The 17,896-nt window shown below is 46.5% G+C and carries 19 protein-coding genes; 7 read left to right on the forward strand and 12 right to left on the reverse strand.

The features are described from left to right. Nucleotides 1-12 precede the first annotated feature (12 nt). The gene (locus KP014_RS21560; protein ID WP_036593045.1) at nucleotides 13-387 is read left to right on the forward strand and encodes an iron-sulfur cluster biosynthesis family protein; all 375 of its coding nucleotides are present in this window, start codon (nucleotides 13-15) and stop codon (nucleotides 385-387) included. A 24-nt stretch (nucleotides 388-411) separates the two neighbouring features. After that, nucleotides 412-978, forward strand: coding sequence for a beta-class carbonic anhydrase (locus KP014_RS21565; protein ID WP_036593044.1), 567 nt, complete (start codon nucleotides 412-414; stop codon nucleotides 976-978). Nucleotides 979-1,036: 58 nt separating this feature from the next. On the opposite strand, the gene KP014_RS21570 is transcribed toward KP014_RS21565, so the two are convergent. Beyond that, complete coding sequence (locus tag KP014_RS21570; RefSeq protein ID WP_036593042.1) at nucleotides 1,037-1,669, reverse strand: NUDIX hydrolase; 633 nt, start codon at nucleotides 1,667-1,669, stop codon at nucleotides 1,037-1,039. Between the two features lie 281 nt (nucleotides 1,670-1,950). Here KP014_RS21570 and KP014_RS21575 point away from each other — a divergent pair, with 281 nt between their 5' ends. After that, a complete protein-coding gene (locus KP014_RS21575; protein ID WP_036593041.1) occupies nucleotides 1,951-2,391 on the forward strand; it encodes a membrane protein in 441 nt (146 codons plus the stop codon). Continuing rightward, nucleotides 2,391-2,678: a YxcD family protein gene (locus KP014_RS21580; protein ID WP_036593040.1), complete on the forward strand. Its 288-nt coding sequence runs from the start codon at nucleotides 2,391-2,393 to the stop codon at nucleotides 2,676-2,678. The genes KP014_RS21575 and KP014_RS21580 overlap by 1 nt, the downstream gene beginning before the upstream one ends. A 127-nt stretch (nucleotides 2,679-2,805) precedes the next feature. On the opposite strand, the gene KP014_RS21585 is transcribed toward KP014_RS21580, so the two are convergent. Then, on the reverse strand, nucleotides 2,806-3,144 hold the full coding sequence (locus KP014_RS21585; RefSeq protein ID WP_036593038.1) for a hypothetical protein: 339 nt from the start codon (nucleotides 3,142-3,144) through the stop codon (nucleotides 2,806-2,808). Nucleotides 3,145-3,328: 184 nt separating this feature from the next. Here KP014_RS21585 and KP014_RS21590 point away from each other — a divergent pair, with 184 nt between their 5' ends. After that, nucleotides 3,329-4,060, forward strand: a complete 732-nt coding sequence (locus tag KP014_RS21590) for a ferric reductase-like transmembrane domain-containing protein (RefSeq protein WP_036592264.1) — start codon at nucleotides 3,329-3,331, stop codon at nucleotides 4,058-4,060. Nucleotides 4,061-4,137: 77 nt separating this feature from the next. Here KP014_RS21590 and KP014_RS21595 read toward each other — a convergent pair whose 3' ends face one another. From KP014_RS21595 to KP014_RS21615, 5 genes are all read right to left on the reverse strand, one after another. Next, nucleotides 4,138-6,246, reverse strand: coding sequence for a thioredoxin domain-containing protein (locus KP014_RS21595; protein WP_090834192.1), 2,109 nt, complete (start codon nucleotides 6,244-6,246; stop codon nucleotides 4,138-4,140). A gap of 347 nt (nucleotides 6,247-6,593) precedes the next feature. Continuing rightward, nucleotides 6,594-8,798 carry a glycoside hydrolase family 3 C-terminal domain-containing protein gene (locus tag KP014_RS21600; RefSeq protein ID WP_246590562.1) on the reverse strand — a complete coding sequence of 735 codons (2,205 nt, stop codon included), beginning with the start codon at nucleotides 8,796-8,798 and terminating at the stop codon, nucleotides 6,594-6,596. A 153-nt stretch (nucleotides 8,799-8,951) separates the two neighbouring features. After that, complete coding sequence (locus KP014_RS21605) at nucleotides 8,952-10,244, reverse strand: ABC transporter substrate-binding protein (RefSeq protein WP_036597077.1); 1,293 nt, start codon at nucleotides 10,242-10,244, stop codon at nucleotides 8,952-8,954. 27 nt (nucleotides 10,245-10,271) lie between these two features. Further along, nucleotides 10,272-11,099, reverse strand: coding sequence for a carbohydrate ABC transporter permease (locus KP014_RS21610; protein ID WP_036597075.1), 828 nt, complete (start codon nucleotides 11,097-11,099; stop codon nucleotides 10,272-10,274). Beyond that, nucleotides 11,096-11,959: a carbohydrate ABC transporter permease gene (locus KP014_RS21615; RefSeq protein ID WP_036597086.1), complete on the reverse strand. Its 864-nt coding sequence runs from the start codon at nucleotides 11,957-11,959 to the stop codon at nucleotides 11,096-11,098. The genes KP014_RS21610 and KP014_RS21615 overlap by 4 nt, the downstream gene beginning before the upstream one ends. 189 nt (nucleotides 11,960-12,148) lie before the next feature. Between KP014_RS21615 and KP014_RS21620 the strand changes: the two genes are divergently transcribed. Further along, complete coding sequence (locus KP014_RS21620; protein WP_036597073.1) at nucleotides 12,149-13,021, forward strand: AraC family transcriptional regulator; 873 nt, start codon at nucleotides 12,149-12,151, stop codon at nucleotides 13,019-13,021. A 279-nt stretch (nucleotides 13,022-13,300) separates the two neighbouring features. Beyond that, on the forward strand, nucleotides 13,301-14,158 hold the full coding sequence (locus KP014_RS21625; RefSeq protein WP_425517228.1) for a lipase family protein: 858 nt from the start codon (nucleotides 13,301-13,303) through the stop codon (nucleotides 14,156-14,158). Between the two features lie 23 nt (nucleotides 14,159-14,181). On the opposite strand, the gene KP014_RS21630 is transcribed toward KP014_RS21625, so the two are convergent. From KP014_RS21630 to KP014_RS21650, 5 genes are all read right to left on the reverse strand, one after another. Continuing rightward, the gene (locus KP014_RS21630; protein ID WP_036597072.1) at nucleotides 14,182-14,994 is read right to left on the reverse strand and encodes an ABC transporter permease; all 813 of its coding nucleotides are present in this window, start codon (nucleotides 14,992-14,994) and stop codon (nucleotides 14,182-14,184) included. Next, on the reverse strand, nucleotides 14,978-16,015 hold the full coding sequence (locus tag KP014_RS21635; RefSeq protein ID WP_036597070.1) for an ATP-binding cassette domain-containing protein: 1,038 nt from the start codon (nucleotides 16,013-16,015) through the stop codon (nucleotides 14,978-14,980). Before KP014_RS21635 ends, KP014_RS21630 begins: the two co-directional genes overlap by 17 nt. Nucleotides 16,016-16,212: 197 nt before the next feature. Next, on the reverse strand, nucleotides 16,213-16,365 hold the full coding sequence (locus KP014_RS21640; protein WP_175491846.1) for a hypothetical protein: 153 nt from the start codon (nucleotides 16,363-16,365) through the stop codon (nucleotides 16,213-16,215). A 210-nt stretch (nucleotides 16,366-16,575) separates the two neighbouring features. Next, nucleotides 16,576-16,989 (reverse strand): hypothetical protein, encoded by a 414-nt coding sequence (locus tag KP014_RS21645; RefSeq protein ID WP_036597069.1) that lies wholly within the window; start codon nucleotides 16,987-16,989, stop codon nucleotides 16,576-16,578. A gap of 170 nt (nucleotides 16,990-17,159) precedes the next feature. Next, on the reverse strand, nucleotides 17,160-17,534 hold the full coding sequence (locus tag KP014_RS21650) for a hypothetical protein (RefSeq protein WP_139210597.1): 375 nt from the start codon (nucleotides 17,532-17,534) through the stop codon (nucleotides 17,160-17,162). Nucleotides 17,535-17,896: the final 362 nt, after the last annotated feature.

The raw sequence follows: 17,896 nt of genomic DNA on the forward strand, positions 1-17,896 counted from the left end.
GCGTGAATCGCTATGAAAATTCAGGTGACCCCGCTTGCGGAAAAAAGACTGAAGGAACGGCTGGGCAGCCAGCCGGGAACATTCAAGCTCTTTTACGATACGGTTGACTGCGGATGCGACGGCATCAATGTGCTGCTGATCTTGGACAAGCCGGACACCGGGGACCTGCATGTCGAAGCCGGCGGTCTGCCTGTAGTCGTTGGAAACCAGCACGAGATTTTTTATGAGGAACAATTAAAGCTTGACGCCGATGAGAACACCTCTTCCTTTAAACTGAGCAGCGATTCACAGCTTTATGGACAAAATATTTTGGTACGCGATATGCGGGGCCTAGAGGGGACCCGGCCTGAACCGGCTTCCATCTGCGAAGTCCGTTCCCGTTCATAAATAACCTTAGGAGGTTCCGCCATAATGAGTCAAGTCTCCGATATTTTGAAATTCAACGAGAAATTTGTGGAAAATAAAGAATACGAAGCTTATCTGACAAGCCGGTTTCCGAATAAAAAGCTGCTCATCATCACCTGCATGGACACGCGGCTTGTGGAGCTGCTGCCGAAAGCGATGAATTTCAAGAATGGTGACATCAAAATCATTAAAAATGCCGGCGCCGTCATTTCCCAGCCCTTCGGAAGCGTCATGCGCAGCGTGATGGTTGCCCTTTACGAGCTCAGCGCAGATGAGGTCATCGTTGTCGGCCATTACGGCTGCGGTATGGCGTCGCTGAACGCCGATCATATGATTCAATCGATCAAGGAACGCGGTATTTCGGATGAGGTCCTATCCACTTTGGAAAATTCGGGAATTAAGCTTACCAAGTGGCTTCGAGGGTTTGACAGCATTGAGGAAGGGGTAATTCAAACTGTGGAGCTGATTAAGCGTCATCCACTGCTCCCCCCGGGTGTTCCCGTTCACGGCATGATTATGGATCCGGCTACCGGTGCACTGGAGCTTGTCTCGGATGGGTACACCAGTAATTGACATCTCTCAAAACTGCTTTTGCGCGGGTACTGTACCCGCGCCTTTTTTATGCTGAATTCTACTCATCCGATCCTAAATGCTCGAACAGCATACGGTTATATTCATTGGAGTTCGGCGTAAAATCCCCGAAACTCACCACCCTTTGCTCCGGTCTCACAAGCTGCGTCTTCTCATCCCAGACAATCCCTTCGATCCGGAGAGCATCCGTTTCTCCTTCAACCAACTGGCGGAATTTCAGAATGTCTACGAAGAACAGCCCGGAAATTTCGTCCAGCTGAAAGGAATATCGCTCCAATTCCTGTTCACAAGTATGAAGAAACACATGACTAAACTCCCTATCAATCAGTCCGTCCGAAGGAATGTTCTCCTCAGCAACCATCCCGCAATAGACCAGTTCTTCGAACGGAACGCTCAGCCCAAGTTCCTCCCTGAGTTCCCGAACTCCATCCTCCACCGTTTCTCCGGCCTGAAGATGTCCAGCGCAAGAAGTATCCAGATGTCCCGGAAAAGTATCCTTGTTCATGTGGCGCAGCTGAAAAAGCAGGCTCCCGCCTTCACCCTTCGCGGGATGAACAATCCAGCAATGGAACGTTTGATGCCACAGCCCTTTGGCATGCGCATTTTCCCGGCTGTCGCTTCCGATCCGGATCATCTTTTCGTCGAAAATATCAAACATTTCAGGTAACGGCATTCCTTTTACCTCCCTGGAAGGATAGAGCATGGACTTCCTTTTTTGAATATTTTTAAGTATCGCAGCACAGGCTATCCTTTGTCCACTGTTTAGCGGAAAGTGTCTTTAGATTTTATTTAAAAAATTAGAATAGAAAAATGGAACCATTCAGAGAAGTCCCCGTATTACCGGGTAGGCACACAGATATGCTATCAAAACTAAGCGTTTGCTTTCGAAGCAAGTTTTGCGAAGTTTGTCTGAGAAGCTTATGCTATCAAAACTTTTAGGAGGATAATTTACCAATGAAATTCTTAAAAAGCGCAATGATGATTGTTATGGCCTTTACCCTCTTCTTCGCGGCGGCGGCCCCGGATTATGCGGATGCGCGGCGCGGAGGCGGCGGTTTCAAATCGGGACAGCGGGGTTATACGACGACGCCGAATAAATCAACACAAGGCAATGTAAATAGGACCGATAGCACCAAGGGAACGACAGCCGGAACGACGGCAGGCACGGCTAACCGCGGATTTTTCACCGGCGGAAGCTTCATGAAAGGGATGATGCTCGGCGGTCTGGCGGGTCTGATGTTCGGAGGTCTGTTCGGCAGCATGGGCGCTTTCGGCAACATACTCGGCTTTGCAGTTAATATGCTGGCAATCTATCTGGTTGTTATGCTCGTCCTTTCCTTCTTCCGCCGCAGACAGCAGCGCCGCAAGTTTGACGATCGGGGTGGACGCTACTAATGCCCATAACCGTCCTCAGCATGGATGAAATTATCAACGCCATCTGCCTCCACATGGCTGAGCGCAAGGGCGTCAAGGTAACGGATGTGCAGGTGGAACTCAGTTGGGAGGAAGAGACCGGCTATACCGCCGAAGTGTGGACGCAGGGCCGAAGCCAGTATCTCGTCGAAAGCAATATGATTGAAGCGATTCTGCGCTATCTTCTTTCTGAGTACAATATCCGCGCTTATCGTGAGGAGGTAAGACTGGAACTGGACGAAGAGATAACGGCCGTCGTCAATGGTTAAGTAAGAACTGTTAGTTCGAAAGGCAGACCGGGAGTTTCCTGTGTCTGTCTTTTTTTGGTTACCCTTGTAGAAAAAGAGCGTCCGACAGCCCTTCCGGCTGACGAGCGCTCTTTTGGCGTTATTCACTTTAGAGCAGCGAAATAGCCAGCAAATTGTACAGCACCAGCGGCAAAATAACGTTGCCGATCGGATTGACCGGGTAGTAATAAGGATAAGGCGGATAATACGGATTATAATATCCTCTCATCGAGGGGCCTGACGCCTGCATAGTCAAATACAGATGCCCCTCGTCGATACCCGAGATCATGCCCTCATGGGTCACCCCGTCGATAGTTTGAATCCTTACTTTCCGGTTAATGTAGGGCTTTAAGGAGCCATGCATCGATTCGCGCACTTTTTTCACATGGTGAAGCGCAGTGGGATCAGCTTGATAAATCAGGGTTTGCGGTCCGGAATAGGTTGACATAAGCTCATACCTTTCGTTAGCTGGATTTTGCTTTAGTGTATGCGATCGCCTATTTTCCGGTGCTTCCCATAGTGGCTAGCCATACTGGCTAACCGATATGTTAAAAATGTCACTGACAGTTTAGATAGAATTGATCATTCTATCAATAATGATAATCATTATCAATAAATGAGGGGGTTTTTTCATGTCTCTGCTGTATTGTTTGCTGATTGCGGTCCTGTTGTGCCAGTTTCCAAAGTTCATTCAAAAAAATCGTGTCGCGCTCTACACCTTGGCCACAATAATCACGACGGTCGTCACCACCTACGAAATGATTAGGCTTATTAACGGCTTTCAACTGCAAGGATTCGTCAGAGGATTGGAAAGAGCGGTCTCGCATGGCGTAATATCTATTGCTTTTTTCATTCCCGTAATGTTCGCCGGTGCCCTCAACAATCGCTGGAGTTATACCCGAAAACTGATGTCCATCCGCGCCCCGCTCGCGATCATTGCTTCCATTCTGATGCTGGCCCATGGGATGGTGTACCTCGTCAGGTTCCTCGTTAGATTTTCCTCCGTCATCAGTTCCGATGAAACCTCCATGCTCAGAAAGACTCTCTACCTAAGCTATTCCTTAATCGGCATTATCGCTCTTGTTGTGATGATTCCTCTGTTCATTACGTCCTTTAGAAAAGTGCGAAGCCGGATCGGGGGTGCAAAGTGGCGTAAAATCCAGCGCTGGGCGTATCTGTTCTATCTACTGGCCTACTTGCATGTCCTGCTGATCCTTATCATGGATAAAGATACGGACTGGCTCAGACTGGTGCTATACACGGGAATCTTCGGCTCCTACACCATCTTGCGTTTGATGAAATATAAAGCAGCGAGCGTCATGTCACAGGCCAGAGTATCCAAGGGAGTAAGAACTGCTGAATGATCTTATACAATATCGAGAAATCAAATCATGCCACGAAAAAAGGGAGCCGCAGCTCCCTTTGCACTTTTACATTTCGGTTACTTCTTCTCGTGCTCTTTCTTGACCAAAAGCTCACGCACTGCCTCCAGACTCGTAATCGGCTCTTGGCAGGCAAAATCACGGCAGACATACGCCGTGGCGTCCCCGCCGATTGCCGGCTTGTCCTTCAGATGCGGCAGCAGGGCCGCCAACTCATCCTTCGGATCTTCCCAGTGAATGAGCAGCGAAGCATCCGGCATAAAGGCACGCTGCGCAAGAGAAATCATCTCTTGTAGGGCAGGGTCTTCTTTTTTACCGGACAATACCCATTCCTTGCCGCCGCCTGTCATGGCAAACAGCCCCTGCAGGAACATGGCATAGCTGGCGGGATATTTCATCGCGGCCTTGCCCAGCACTGCCGCCGTCCGCTCCGCAACTCCCTTTAGCTTAAGGTCCTGGGTGATCACGGACAGCTTCCACAGCACCTTCACCGCTACGGAATTGCCGGACGGCATGGCGCCGTCATACAGTTCCTTCGAGCGAATCGGAAGCTGCTCCGCATCCTTCCCCGTGAAGTAGAATCCGCCTTCCTCTTCATCCTGGAACAGATCCAGCAGTCCATCTTTAAGCTCAAGGGCCCGCTTCAGATAGTCGGCTTGTCCCGTCGCCTCATACAGCTCAGTCAGTCCCCACATCAGAAAAGCATAATCGTCCACATATCCCGGATAAGCGGCCTCTCCGTCGCGGTACCTTGCCAGCAACCGGCCATCCTCACGGCGCAGATGGTTCCAGAGGAAATCCGCCGCCGCTCCGGCAGCCTCGGCGTATTTGGGCTTTTGGAGCGCTTTGGCTCCCTTCGCCAGCGCCGTGATCATCAGGCTGTTCCACGAGGTCAGCACTTTGTCGTCCTTGGAAGGACGCACGCGCTTGCTTCTGTAAGCGAACATCTTCACCCGCCATTCCTCTATCCGGGTTCGCAGATCAAGAGGAGTCATGCCCATCTTTTCTGCGATCTCATCCGGCAGTCCTTCAAGCAGATTCGGAATGCTGTATCCCCGCGAAATGCCTTCCTCCGTTATCCCGTAGAGGCTACAGTAGGACTGCATATCTTCAGGTCCCAGTGCTTCCTCGACCTCTTCCGTGCTGAAGATATAGAATGCGCCCTCCTCGCCGTCCGAATCGGCATCCTCCGCAGAATAGAACGCGCCTTCGGGCGAAGTCAACTCGCGCAATACGTAGGCGAATATGCTCTCCGCAACTTCTGCATACAGCGGCTTCTCCGTGATCTGGTAAGCTTCCACATAAGCGGAGGCAAGCAGCGCGTTGTCGAAGAGCATTTTCTCAAAATGCGGCACCAACCATTGCTCATCGGTTGAATAACGCGCAAATCCGAAGCCGATATGGTCATAAATACCGCCCTTGTACATGGACTCCAGCGTCTTCTCGACCATTCGCAGCGCCTCCGCATTGTCATACTTCTGGCTGTATGCGAGCAGAAAGGACAGATTATGCGGCGTCGGGAACTTGGGAGCATGTCCGAAGCCCCCGTTCGTTTCATCAAATATCGTACTGTACAACCGGAAGGCATGGTGCAGAATATCTTCCGACAATTCAACATCTTGTTCAACGCTGTTCTTGGCAGCCGCGGCCTGAAGCTCTGTGAGCAGTTCGTCGCCTAGCTGGTGGAGCTTCGTGCTGTCCGTTTCCCATTTGGCCCGGACCTGCTCCAGAACTTCCATTAGTCCGACCTGCCCCATCATCCGCCGCTTCGGAAAATACGTTCCGGCATAGAACGGCTTTTTCTCGGGCGTCAGCAGCACCGTCAGAGGCCAGCCTCCCCCGCCTGTCATCGCCTGACAGACCGACATATACAGCGCATCAATGTCCGGCCGTTCCTCGCGGTCCACCTTGATCGCCACATAATTACCGTTAAGAAGCTCTGCAACCTCTTCATCGTCAAAAGATTCTTCTTCCATCACATGGCACCAATGACATGTAGAATATCCGATGGATACGAACACGGGCTTGTTCTCCGCTTTGGCCTTCTCGAAAGCTTCCTCACCCCAAGGCATCCAATCCACCGGATTGTGCGCGTGCTGAAGCAGATAAGGACTCTTCTCATTGATGAGCCGATTGGTGTATTTTGGCGATGCGGTTTCTTCGTTCATGGGAACAGCCCCCTTTGGTTTTTTGTAATCATTATAATATACCCGCCGAACGTACCGCCGAAGGAAATGTGGAGATTTCCGCTCAATATAGATCCTTAAAGATAGCCGTGGATTGACGAAGCTCATTCAGCAGCGCTTTTTTTGTACAGCAGTGAACTTTCGACGCCGGGGCGCCGTTCGTTTTCCAGGAAACTATCTTTTTGAGAGGTTTTGAAAGCAAGCTGCCTTGGTCTACCACATGAGCAATAGAGATTTCACTGTGATTCTCCGCTGCTGCGGACAACGCGAATAGCAGGACTCACGAAAGAGCCCTGCTGTCCTGGTATGCATCAAGCGAATTAGGATTTCTACTGTGCCTTCTCTAAAGCATCATTTATTCTGGTAACTACTTCCTCCATTTTCTCATAAGTAATCGTTCCCCCCGAATTCATATCCATAAAAGTCTGAATGCCCCAGAACGACCATTTTAGCAATTCATCCAGATTTTCATTTGCCTGCTCTTGATTAATCAAGCCGTTTTCTATCAAAAACTGATAAAAGATTTGTTTGGCCGTCGCATTCTCTAGCAGTTCTGCAAATCCGCTGTCCGTCCTGATCTTTGAGACATATTTCCGGGAATTTTCCACCTGAACCGCCTTCGTAAGGCGGATGTCTCGGCTTGAGGCGCCGATCCGGACGATGAATTCCGCAGTGTCTGCAACCCATTTGCCGAACTCCGGGTTATAGTAAGAGAAGTCACGTTCTTCTAACACAAATTCAACTGTTTTCGTTTCTCCGGAATGGAGCGCCACTTTCGCGAAGCCCTTTAACTCTTGAATCGGACGAGGGAGCTTTGATTTCGGCTGCGAAAGATACAATTGTATAATTTCTTTCCCGTAGACATCACCAGTATTTGTAATATCTACAGTTACTTTTAAAGTTTCGGGCAGCTTAACCGATGATGACGATACGGTAAGATTGCTATACGTGAATTGCGTATATGAAAGGCCGTGCCCAAACGGAAACCGCGGAGCGATTTCTTTTTTGTCGTAATAGCGGTAACCTACATAGATTCCTTCACTGTAGTACAGATCCTTTTCATTGCCGGGGAAGCTAAGATACGCAGGGGTATTGTTTAATTTCTCCGGAATGGTGGCAGACAGTTTGCCGGAAGGATTCACCAAGCCGAAGAGGATATTGGCAAGAGCCGCTCCCATGCCTTCCCCGCCAAACCAGGTCTCCAGCACAACGCTAGCCATATCGGTCCAGGGCATCGAAACCGACTCTCCGTTAGCCAGAATCAGAATCGAGTTTCGATTTACGGCACAGACCGTTTCAATCAGTTGTTCATGACCCGATTCGATATTCATATCCTTCCGGTTGTAATCATCACTTTCTTCGGGCATAAAGGCTCCGGCGAAAATCAAAACAACATCCGCATCGCGGGCCAGAAGCCCGGCCTCCTGCAACAAAGCCTGATTTGTAGAGCCGTCGCTGTTATATCCGGGAGCATAAGCAACCTCGATAGTACCTTGGCACAGGCTGCGTATGCTATCCAGCGGTATATCTACCAGCTGCGCATTCACGACGGCGCAACCTGTTCCTTGATATAACGGTTCAACCGCCAATTTGCCGACAACCGCAATTTTCTTGATTTTCTCAGAGGATAGTGGCAGTAATTTCCGCCCGTTTTTCAATAAAACAATGGATTCCTCTGCGGCCCGCTGTGCGATCCGGTGATGCTGAACAAAATCGAACTCGGCCTTTGGTTCCGCTTTTTCCGTCAGACTGAATACAAGCTCTAGAATATGCTTCACCCGGCGGTTAAGCCACTCTTCGGCGATGTCGCCTTTTTGAACGGCCTCTTCCAAAAATCTTGACGAGCTTAAAGAAAGCGGCATTTGCAAATCAAGCCCCGCCAAGGTGGCTTCCACCACATTTTTGACCGCCCCCCAGTCACTGATCACCGCTCCGGCGAATCCCCATTCCTCACGCAAAATCTGATTGAGCAGCAAGGGATCTTCGCTGGCTTGAACCCCGTTAATTTTGTTGTACGCACTCATGACGGTAGTGGGCTTGGCCTGATTAACGACCCGTTCAAAGGCTGCTAAATAGATCTCCCGCAGAGCTCTTTCCTCCACAATGGCATCCACCCGTGTTCGTTTGGTATCCGAATTATGGCAGGCAAAATGCTTGAGAGAAGTGCCGACCCCTTGACTCTGCACACCCATAACCATGGCTGCGGCCATGTCCCCTGTTAAATAGGGGTCTTCCGAATAGTATTCAAAGTTGCGTGCCGTTAAAGGATGCCGGCGAATGTTCATTCCGGGGCCCAACAGTAGATGGATTCCCAGGCGACGGCACTCCTTGGCAATCGCTTGGCCGATCTCATAGATCAGCTCTTTATTCCATGAGCAGGCAACCGTTGATGCCGAGGGAAAGCAGGTAGCCTTATGGGTATTACTGATCGCCTCTTCACTGTCAAATCGGCTGCTAATGGACTCATAAAAGGATTGCGATCGGGTGATTTCGGAATCCTTCTGAAATCGGACGCCGCTTGAACCGTCACTCATAAGAATGGAAGGAATGCCCAGGTGTTTAAAGGCTTTGGTTTTCCATGAATTTTCACCGGTACATAACGCCACTTTTTCATGTAAGGTCATATCACTTATAAGCCTGTCCAAATCTTTATGCATAGTTAACCCCATTTCCAGTATTTTCGGTCTTTATTCAGCCAGACGATCCCATTCGTTTTGTAATTCTTGCAGGAAACCGTCCTTATCCACTTGACCGGCTACAAATCTCTGTACAGCTTCCCCAAAAGCCTGCGCAACACCATCCGGGTAGTAGGAATTGTACGATCCATATACCTTTCCTTCCTTTAAGTAGCGGGAAAGGTCTGCTCCCAAATCACCAATCGTTTCATTATCTGCCGAAAAGGAAGAGAATCCCGGTATAATCTGCATGTCCTTGGTCATATGGGTTTGTCCTTCCGGCGTAGTGACAAGCCAGTTGAAGAAGTCCTTTACTTCTTTTTTTACATCAGAATTCTTATTGATGGCCCAATAACCACTAACGCCCGCATACAGTTTGTCATTCTCTTCCGGATTGTCGTTTACCGGGAGAGGCATTAATCCTGTTTCGAGGCTCGCATTTCCATTATCAATAGTCGGCTGGAGCCAGTTTCCTCCGAGCGTCATAGCTATCTCGCCATTCACCAATTGGGTAGTCTGATTATTAAAGTTGGTGCTCAGCCCATTCTTTCCGTTGGCAAAATCATATTGAATAAAATCCGCCACTTCCTTAAAAATTTCATTTCCAACAAATGTAGCGGTTCCGTCATATAACCCTTTAATAAAAGCCAGCGGATCCTTCTGACGGGCAATCCCCATATTAACCAGGAAATTACCAGCTTGATACCAATCCATATATGCCCCTACTAAGGGTTGCATTCCGGCTGATTTCAGCGATTCGACATCCTGTTTCAATTCGGTTAATGTTACGGGAACCTTGGATATCCCCGCTTGCTGAAAGAGCTTTTTGTTATAGACATATCCATATCCTTCCACAGATACCGGCAGTCCGTATACTTTTCCATCATCTCCGGTAATGCCTTCCTTCGCCAGGGGAATCATATCTTTAGTCCAGGGCTGATCCGTCAAGTCCTCCAGTTGAGACTGCCAGAGTTTCAAATCCTGATTCCCAAGTACTGTAAAGACATCGGGCAGTTCTCCGGAAGCCAACTTGGTCTTGAGACCCGTGCTGAAATTGTCGCTGACAGACTCAATCGAAAATTGAATGTCCGGGTGAAGGGCAGTGTACGCTTCTGCTGTCTTTTTCAATGCCTTGTCAATCTCAATTTTGTTCTGATAAATATATATTGTCTTGGTTTTAGCGCTTTCCGAAGAACCCGTTTGCGAATTTTGTCCTTCGTTCGCTTGTCCACCGCATGCCGTCAATGCCAGCACCCCTGCCAACGACACGCACAGCATAGTAAGTCTCCCTTTTGTTCTCTTCATTCTTTTTCCTCCTAAAATTTAATTAGCTCAACCTTTTACAGCGCCCGCCATTACGCCTCCGACAATTTTCTTTTGCAGAAGGATAAAGATAACAATTATAGGAAGCATGCTCATGGTTAGAGCAGGCAAAGCTATGTCCCAACGGCTGTTATACATGCCGAACAAGCGGTTAATCGCCAGTTGAACGGTACTGAGTTTCTGATTGTTCAGCAGAACCAGTGGAATCATAAAATCATTCCAAACCCAGAACATATCCATCACAAATACACTGAATACGACCGGTGAAAGTAGAGGAAACACAATTCTTACAAATACCTGAATCACACCGCAACCATCAATCCGGGCGGCCTCCTCCAATTCATAAGGAAGAGTCTTGACTCCACTGCGGATCATAAAAAAAGCGAAAGCGAGTCCAATCCCCCAATAGGCCAGCACTGCTCCCGGAATTGTATTGTTTAAATGCAAGAACTTCATGACCTGGACAAGAGGAATCATAATTGTCGCGAAGGGAATCAACATGGATAGCAGGATGGCACTGCTAAAGATTCGGGAATAGACCGTCGGATGCCGCTCCGCCCAGTAAGCCGTCATCGTTGCCAGAATAATGACACCACATACAGCGGAAAAGGACACTATGGCTGTGTTCTTCATAATGTTAGGGATATTCACTTCTTCCCAAGCCTTTACATAATTATCGAAGCTCCACTCGTCTGGAAACCGGAGCGGAAAGGCTATAATTTCGTTAAGCGGTTTAAAGGAGTTCATGACCATGATCCATAAAGGGGCCACAAAGATTAGCACCCCCGCGAGCACAACCATAAACGTGATCAACATGGAAACGGGATTCTTTTTCATAAGATTTGACTCTCCTTCCTTTTGCTCATGTACAATTGAACCGAGGTGATCGCTAAAATAATGACAAAGAACACAAGCGCCTCCGCAGTGGCTAATCCGTACTTATTGTTGGCAAAGGCATCGTTATAGATATTTAAGGCCATAGATGTAGTTGAGCCGTAGGGCCCTCCTTTTGTCAGAGAAACATTAGTCTCAAACATCTTGAGCGCGCTTGAAATCGTCCAGAACAGGGAGACTGTAATGTACGGAACACACAAGGGCAGTTTGATCCGGAGAAACGTATTTAGGGGTCTGGAACCGTCAACCTTCGCGGATTCAATCAGCTCCGAAGAAATTCCGCTCAAAGCGGCGATCATGATGACCATCACATAACCCGCATTTTGCCAAACATTGACGATGACTAACGCGGCGAATGCCGTCTTCTCTGTTCCGAGCCATTGCTGGGTAAAGAAGCCCAAATTCAGCTTGTCACCGATCGCCGGAAAACCGGCAATAAAAATAAACTGCCAAATAAAACCAAGGATTAATCCTCCCATCGTTTGCGGCAAATAAAAGGCGGCCCGGAATGGGTTCCGAAGAGGCAGCCTGGCTGTCAATGCTACAGCCAAAAGTATGCCGAGCAGATTGATGAGCAGTACAGTGACCGCAGTAATACGGAGAGTGAACCAGAAAGCATCCAAAAACTTCGCTTTCCCCGAGAATATATTGTTGAAATTGTTGAGTCCCACAAACTTAATTTCATTGGAAATTCCATTCCAATTGGAGAACGAGTAAATAATACTTATAGCAAATGGAATAACAACGACGGCAAGAAAAACTAACGTGGAAGGTCCCAGAAACAGAAGATTACCCCATAACATGTTATATTTCTTTTTTCTCTTCAAATTCTTGTCCCCCAATTTTCAAATTCCTTATTTGTAATGTCGGCATTTATAACATGCTCTTTACTTGTTACTTTAAATTATATAAAATTAAAAATAAATTTCTTCGCTTTTTTTGACTGATTTATAGCGAAAAGTTGATATTTGTATCAAGGGGATGATCAATTTATGAATTATAGCCACGAAAGTATTATGGTTCCCGAAGGATTTTTGGCATGGATATACTTGCATTCGGAAAACCAAGTCACCTTGGTGGAAGATCATTGGCATCGCAGCCTAGAGTTAACTTTGATGCTTGAAGGTGAGAGCTTATATAACATAAACGGAAATGAAATCCTTGTTCGCGAGAATGAATTGGTTTTGATTAACAGCGGAGAAATTCACAGTTGTCAAATTGATTGGTCCAAACCCTATGAGGCTTTGACGATTATTTTTCCTTTTGATCTGCTGAAACAATCCAATCCAAGCGTTGAAAAATTTTTCTTCACCTTGGACAATGATTCGCCCAGCTATACACAATTGGTCTCTATGTTTAGAGAAACCTACCACCTTTTCAAAAAACGAGCCTCCAATCCGCATTACCAACTAAAATTAAACAGTGTGTTTTATGATATTTTGTATCTTCTCATGACCAGCTTCATTACTGAAAAAAAACTGTCCTTGTCTGTAAAATCCCAAAAGTACTGGAATAGATGCCAAATGATTATCGAACATATAGACGAACATTATAAAGAGCAGCTTACCTTAACCTCATTGTCCAGAGATTTTGGGATATCCAAAGAGCATCTGGCAAGGACATTTAAAGAATATATGGGAACAACTTTTAAAAAACATCTCACCCGTATCCGTCTGTTTTACGCTTATCAGTTACTTATCTATACCGATTACTCCCTCCTGGAAATCGCCATGAAAGAAGGTTTTACCGACAGCCGCTCCTTTATCAATAGTTTCAAAGAAATATATGGGATCACGCCGCAAAAATACAGAAAAACACTGGCAAATCATCACATCATCCGGCATAAAAAATACGATTTGACTTAAGTTATCCGTGACTGCAAATCCGTTCTCTCACGTTCTAAAAAACAAATAGAAGCCCCCGCCACAAGCAGGAGCTTCAAGTTATTGAATCACATGACAATTTTTTATCTCAATGCCAGGACCACCTCTTCACTTGTCCGAATTCGTCCAATCCGGGGAAGATGAAGATACTCTCCGGGTTCCTTCAGTTTCCTGCCGTTGCAGTAATAATTTCCTCCATTTTTCATACACCCATCTTCTGTCCTGATCATAAACAAGGAAGAAAAGAAGGGCGGGATGCAGGTGGGTAACAATAATGATTTTGAAGAGCGAGCGATCTTTCTGGCTGCCATCTGCGGACAGACTTATGCCCAATTTACAAATACGGACGGTTCATTCGTCGTTCCTTTGAATTATTCGGTCAGTCATACGATTGAAGTGAAATCCATTAGCAATGCATGGGAACGCTTTGGGTTTATTATAGAATCTCCACAAGAGATTATTATTGCCTTTCGGGGAACCAGCTCAGCGACCAATTGGATCTCTGACATCATCGCTTCACAAAAGAGGTTTAAATATATTAAGCAAGAATGTCTTACTCATCGCGGCTTCACAGACATCTATTCCTCAGCCCGCAACGGGATTATCGCTGCTCTTACCCGGTTATCGCAGGGCAAGACGTTATACATTACCGGGCACAGTCTCGGTGCGGCGCTCGCGACATTATGTTCGATGGATATTGCAGCCAACACTGCTCATCGCTCACCTAACCTGTATACCTTTGGGTCTCCCCGTGTAGGCGATCCGGCATTTTCAAAAATTTTTTCAAAGTATGTCAGGAACAGCTACCGTATTGCCAATCTTTTTGACGTGGTAACCTATACTCCACCAACCATTTACAAGCTGCCCAAGCGGGAAAAAAAGTACTATTACAGTCATGTTCAGACTCTCTCATCGCTTTCTTTCCAGAATGGAGGCATAGGCCTCAATCACATAATCGGCAGCTATTTCAGAGAGCTCTCCCGGCTTCAGCCGCAATTCACCCAATCGATATGTATGACGAACCCTGGTTTCTGTCCAGTTACTGAAGTTTCCCCAAATGAACCGGCAAAGTCGCAGGGGATCAAAAAAGGTAACCCGCCATCATTAAGGGTTACCTAATCGTATCTAAATAACTTTTATGGTTATGTGCGGCGCATATAAGCGCGTACCGTGATTGGTGCGAAGATCGCCACAATGACAGCGGCGCCGATGAGGGAGAAGGCAAGATCTCCGCCCATCGTTCCCGCGTTGACGAGATCCCGGACGGCTGTGACCAGATGCGAAATCGGGTTGATGTTAACGAACCACTGAAGCCAGTCCGGCATGGTATTGACCGGCACGAAAGCATTTGAGAGAAAGGTAAGCGGGAACAGCGCAATCATAGATATCCCTTGCACACTGGAAGCCGTACGAGCAATTACGCCAAAGAAGGCGAAGATCCAGCTAATAGCCCAGGAACATGCGATTACGAGAACCGCGGCGATGGCGACATGCCCGATCCCGCCCTCGGGCCGATAGCCCATGAGATACCCCATGACGAAGGTAAGCACAGTTGCAATCGTGTACCGGACGGTGTCTGCAAGCAGAGCTCCCGCAAGTGGAGCAATTCGCGAGATCGGCAGTGATTTGAACCGGTCAAACACGCCTTTTTCCATATCCTCACGCAGTTGGACGCCAGTAACGGTTGAAGTCGAGATGACGGTCTGCACGAGGATACCGGGGATGATGACCGGCAAATAATTCTGCACGTCTCCAGAGATGGCCCCGCCAAAAATATAGGTAAACATCAGGGTGAAAATGATTGGCTGAAGCGTAACGTCAACCAACTGCTCGGGTGTGCGCTTGATTTTTAGCAGACCCCGATAAGCCATCGTCAACGAATTGCGTATCGATTGGCCGAAGCTAGTATGGTTCTCCAGACCGCGCTCGGCACCAGGCTTAATTAATGTACTCATGCTTTTGTCCCTCCATTTCGTTCGATTCACTAAACGCCATTGCTGCGTCCTCTTGTACACCATGGCCCGTAATGGTTAGAAATACCTCGTCAAGGGTTGGCTTCTGCACACTCATTTCGGCCAAAGGGATGCCCGCCTCGCGAAGAGCGATGAGCAGGTCCGTGACCCGATCGGCGTTCCCCATGGGCGCAGTAATTTTCGCGGCTTCCGCGGATATATTGGACTGCACCTTGAGGACCTGTTCGACAGTCCGGCGGGCAATCACGATGTCCTGCGGGTTTTGCACCCTTAATTGCAGCGACGAATTGCCGACGGATGCTTTCAGTTCATCAACTGTACCCTCGGCGACAACCCGTCCATGATCGATAACCGCTATCCGGTCAGCCAGTTGATCCGCCTCTTCAAGATACTGCGTGGTTAACAAGACAGTTGAGCCCGATTTGACCAGCCGCCGGATCGTATCCCACATTTGGTTGCGCGTGCGCGGGTCCAGCCCGGTAGTAGGCTCATCCAAAAAAATAAGCGGCGGCTGTGCAATAAGACTTGCAGCCAAATCCAGCCGCCGGCGCATACCGCCGGAGAAATTTTTGAGCGGACGTTTTGCCGCTTCGGTCAGCCCAAATTCCTCCAACAGCTCCGCTGCCTTTTGACGTGCCTCGGCACGCCCCAGTCCGAGCAATCGGGAGAAAACAACCAGATTCTCGGTCGCACTAAGCGACTCATCGACTGACGCGTACTGGCCGGTCACCCCGATCAATTGACGTACGATCTGCGGTTCCTTCACCACATCATGCCCGAAGATACTCGCCGAACCTGAATCCGGCCGCAGTAAGGTCGCCAGCATGCGGATTGTTGTCGTCTTCCCCGCTCCATTCGGACCAAGCACGCCGTAGATCGTACCGGTTCCCACTTTCAGATTTACACCATCCACCGCACGGTTGTCTCCAAAAGCCTTAACAAGGTCGTGCGCTTCGATTGCCCAACTCCCATTGTGTGGCGCTGTTATCGATTTTTGATTCATTTTGCTTATCCTCCTAGACAACTTAATATATTAGGATGGTAACTGACTTATTTAAACCGAATATTAACAAAAAGACGATCCTCATGGACCGCCTGTTTAGATGATTATATTCTCTGCAAACTCGTAATCTCAATGAACGTTGAAACGATGCCCATGAATCGTATTGCTTCTTATAAGTTCGAACACTAATGCGTAGGCTATTTTTCATCTTTGGTTAAATACCCGTCATAAACGTTTCCAATTTCTTTGTAAGCTTCATGATAGGCCCATTCATGTGCTTCTCTCATCGTATCGAATTGCATCGTTTCGGTGTACCATTTGATAGCTTGATCGTTTCCATCAGAAGCCAAAGTAAATCAACTCCTTTACAGGACTGTGATTTGGGACTGCTGCTTCAATCACTTACTTCCAGAATTAATAGAGCTCCATTACAATAAAAAATCGCTTCCTCGTCCCTAAGGCATCCCATCAACCGGATTGTGCGCGTGCTGGAGCAGAAGAATACTTTAGATTTTTTGTCCCTCATTAACTCATAATTTTTAGTTTCAAATTTATTCAGTTTAGGTGAAGTTCATTGTAATGTTCTCAAAATCTTCATTATAAACAATCTTATAATAAAGTTTAATATAACATTCTCTTATCGGAATTGCTGTTCTCCAAACCTTATTATTACTCGGTGCTTTATAATTATGATAATGTTTCAAGATCAATTTATTCATCATTAATAAATAGAATAATAGCCAATTCAAGCTAGTAAGAGAATTTTGAGAAGCAATTGATGCCCTGCCGCAAACTCCTGGATTTACTGACTCATTAGGCCCAAATGCAAATGCACCTAAGCTAGTTGCCATAAATGAAGAGTGCACTACAGATGAAAACTCCTTAATAATTTTTACTCTTATACTAGATATTTCCTCTATCGCCTCAAGAGGTAATCCTACCTCTTTTTCAATAATACTTAAATATGAATTCATTTTTTTAGGTCTAAAGCTCTTGAACCAAATACTTTCAGCTTCATCAACATCTTTAGCACTCGTATAAATTTGACTTAGTTCTTTCTTAGAAAAAGTGACAGTTGTAATAAAAATTGTCTCAGCAAGAATTCTAATTAAAGCTTTAGCAGAATTATCTAAACCAGCTTCAATCAGTTAACAATAGATAAAGCATGGTTAGTTATATTGATAAGTTGCGTTTGTAAAACGAAACTTGGATCAACACCTTTTTCTGCAAACCAGTGCTTATTTATTGGATTATTACAATCTTCTTGATAAACTGCAATACTGAGATAGCTTAAGCAAGCAATTCCTGTATATGATAAAGCTAATTCATCGCTGAAATGCTTATAGATAACTTTGTGCGTTTCATTATTAATTTTAGAAATATAATAAATCGTATTCATTATTTCATTATTTGAAATCACAAGTTCTTTATGCCTATCAAATTCTCGAATTTGATTATTTTGATTTTTAATTATAAATTTAATATAATCTCTTATTTCTTTTCTTATTATTGGTTTCAATCGCCTTTCCCCCAATCAGTTTATTTATAATTTGGATTATAGGCATTTCGGCTTCCAGAATTGAGTCAAAATGCTGCTCAAGCTTTTCGTTTTCTTTCCTGATCGCATCGGTGATCACTTACGTTAAGAACACCAATCCCCCTCAAGGGGAATTCACTCTAAAAGAGTTTACACAAAAATCTTGACAGACCCGTAACTTAAGCTTTCACGGGTTACCCTCTAACCGATTATTATCCTTTATCTTTTCAAATTTCCTATTTGTAGATTTGATCATTTCCATAGTAATTAAATTATTTTGTTTTAGCCTCTCACTTCTGCTATCAACTATAATGTCGCAAAAAAGAGGAATTACTTCAATAACA

Source organism: Paenibacillus sophorae (assembly GCF_018966525.1).
Taxonomy (GTDB): Bacteria; Bacillota; Bacilli; order Paenibacillales; family Paenibacillaceae; genus Paenibacillus_AQ; species Paenibacillus_AQ sophorae.

Coding starts and splice junctions, on each gene's coding strand:
- KP014_RS21560 (WP_036593045.1), top strand. CDS start 13: ATGAAAATTCAGGTGACCCCGCTTGCGGAAAAAAGACTGAAGGAACGG.
- KP014_RS21565 (WP_036593044.1), top strand. CDS start 412: ATGAGTCAAGTCTCCGATATTTTGAAATTCAACGAGAAATTTGTGGAA.
- KP014_RS21570 (WP_036593042.1), bottom strand. CDS start 1,669: ATGCCGTTACCTGAAATGTTTGATATTTTCGACGAAAAGATGATCCGG.
- KP014_RS21575 (WP_036593041.1), top strand. CDS start 1,951: ATGAAATTCTTAAAAAGCGCAATGATGATTGTTATGGCCTTTACCCTC.
- KP014_RS21580 (WP_036593040.1), top strand. CDS start 2,391: ATGCCCATAACCGTCCTCAGCATGGATGAAATTATCAACGCCATCTGC.
- KP014_RS21585 (WP_036593038.1), bottom strand. CDS start 3,144: ATGTCAACCTATTCCGGACCGCAAACCCTGATTTATCAAGCTGATCCC.
- KP014_RS21590 (WP_036592264.1), top strand. CDS start 3,329: ATGTCTCTGCTGTATTGTTTGCTGATTGCGGTCCTGTTGTGCCAGTTT.
- KP014_RS21595 (WP_090834192.1), bottom strand. CDS start 6,246: ATGAACGAAGAAACCGCATCGCCAAAATACACCAATCGGCTCATCAAT.
- KP014_RS21600 (WP_246590562.1), bottom strand. CDS start 8,798: ATGAGTGACGGTTCAAGCGGCGTCCGATTTCAGAAGGATTCCGAAATC.
- KP014_RS21605 (WP_036597077.1), bottom strand. CDS start 10,244: ATGAAGAGAACAAAAGGGAGACTTACTATGCTGTGCGTGTCGTTGGCA.
- KP014_RS21610 (WP_036597075.1), bottom strand. CDS start 11,099: ATGAAAAAGAATCCCGTTTCCATGTTGATCACGTTTATGGTTGTGCTC.
- KP014_RS21615 (WP_036597086.1), bottom strand. CDS start 11,959: ATGTTATGGGGTAATCTTCTGTTTCTGGGACCTTCCACGTTAGTTTTT.
- KP014_RS21620 (WP_036597073.1), top strand. CDS start 12,149: ATGAATTATAGCCACGAAAGTATTATGGTTCCCGAAGGATTTTTGGCA.
- KP014_RS21630 (WP_036597072.1), bottom strand. CDS start 14,994: ATGAGTACATTAATTAAGCCTGGTGCCGAGCGCGGTCTGGAGAACCAT.
- KP014_RS21635 (WP_036597070.1), bottom strand. CDS start 16,015: ATGAATCAAAAATCGATAACAGCGCCACACAATGGGAGTTGGGCAATC.
- KP014_RS21645 (WP_036597069.1), bottom strand. CDS start 16,989: ATGAATTCATATTTAAGTATTATTGAAAAAGAGGTAGGATTACCTCTT.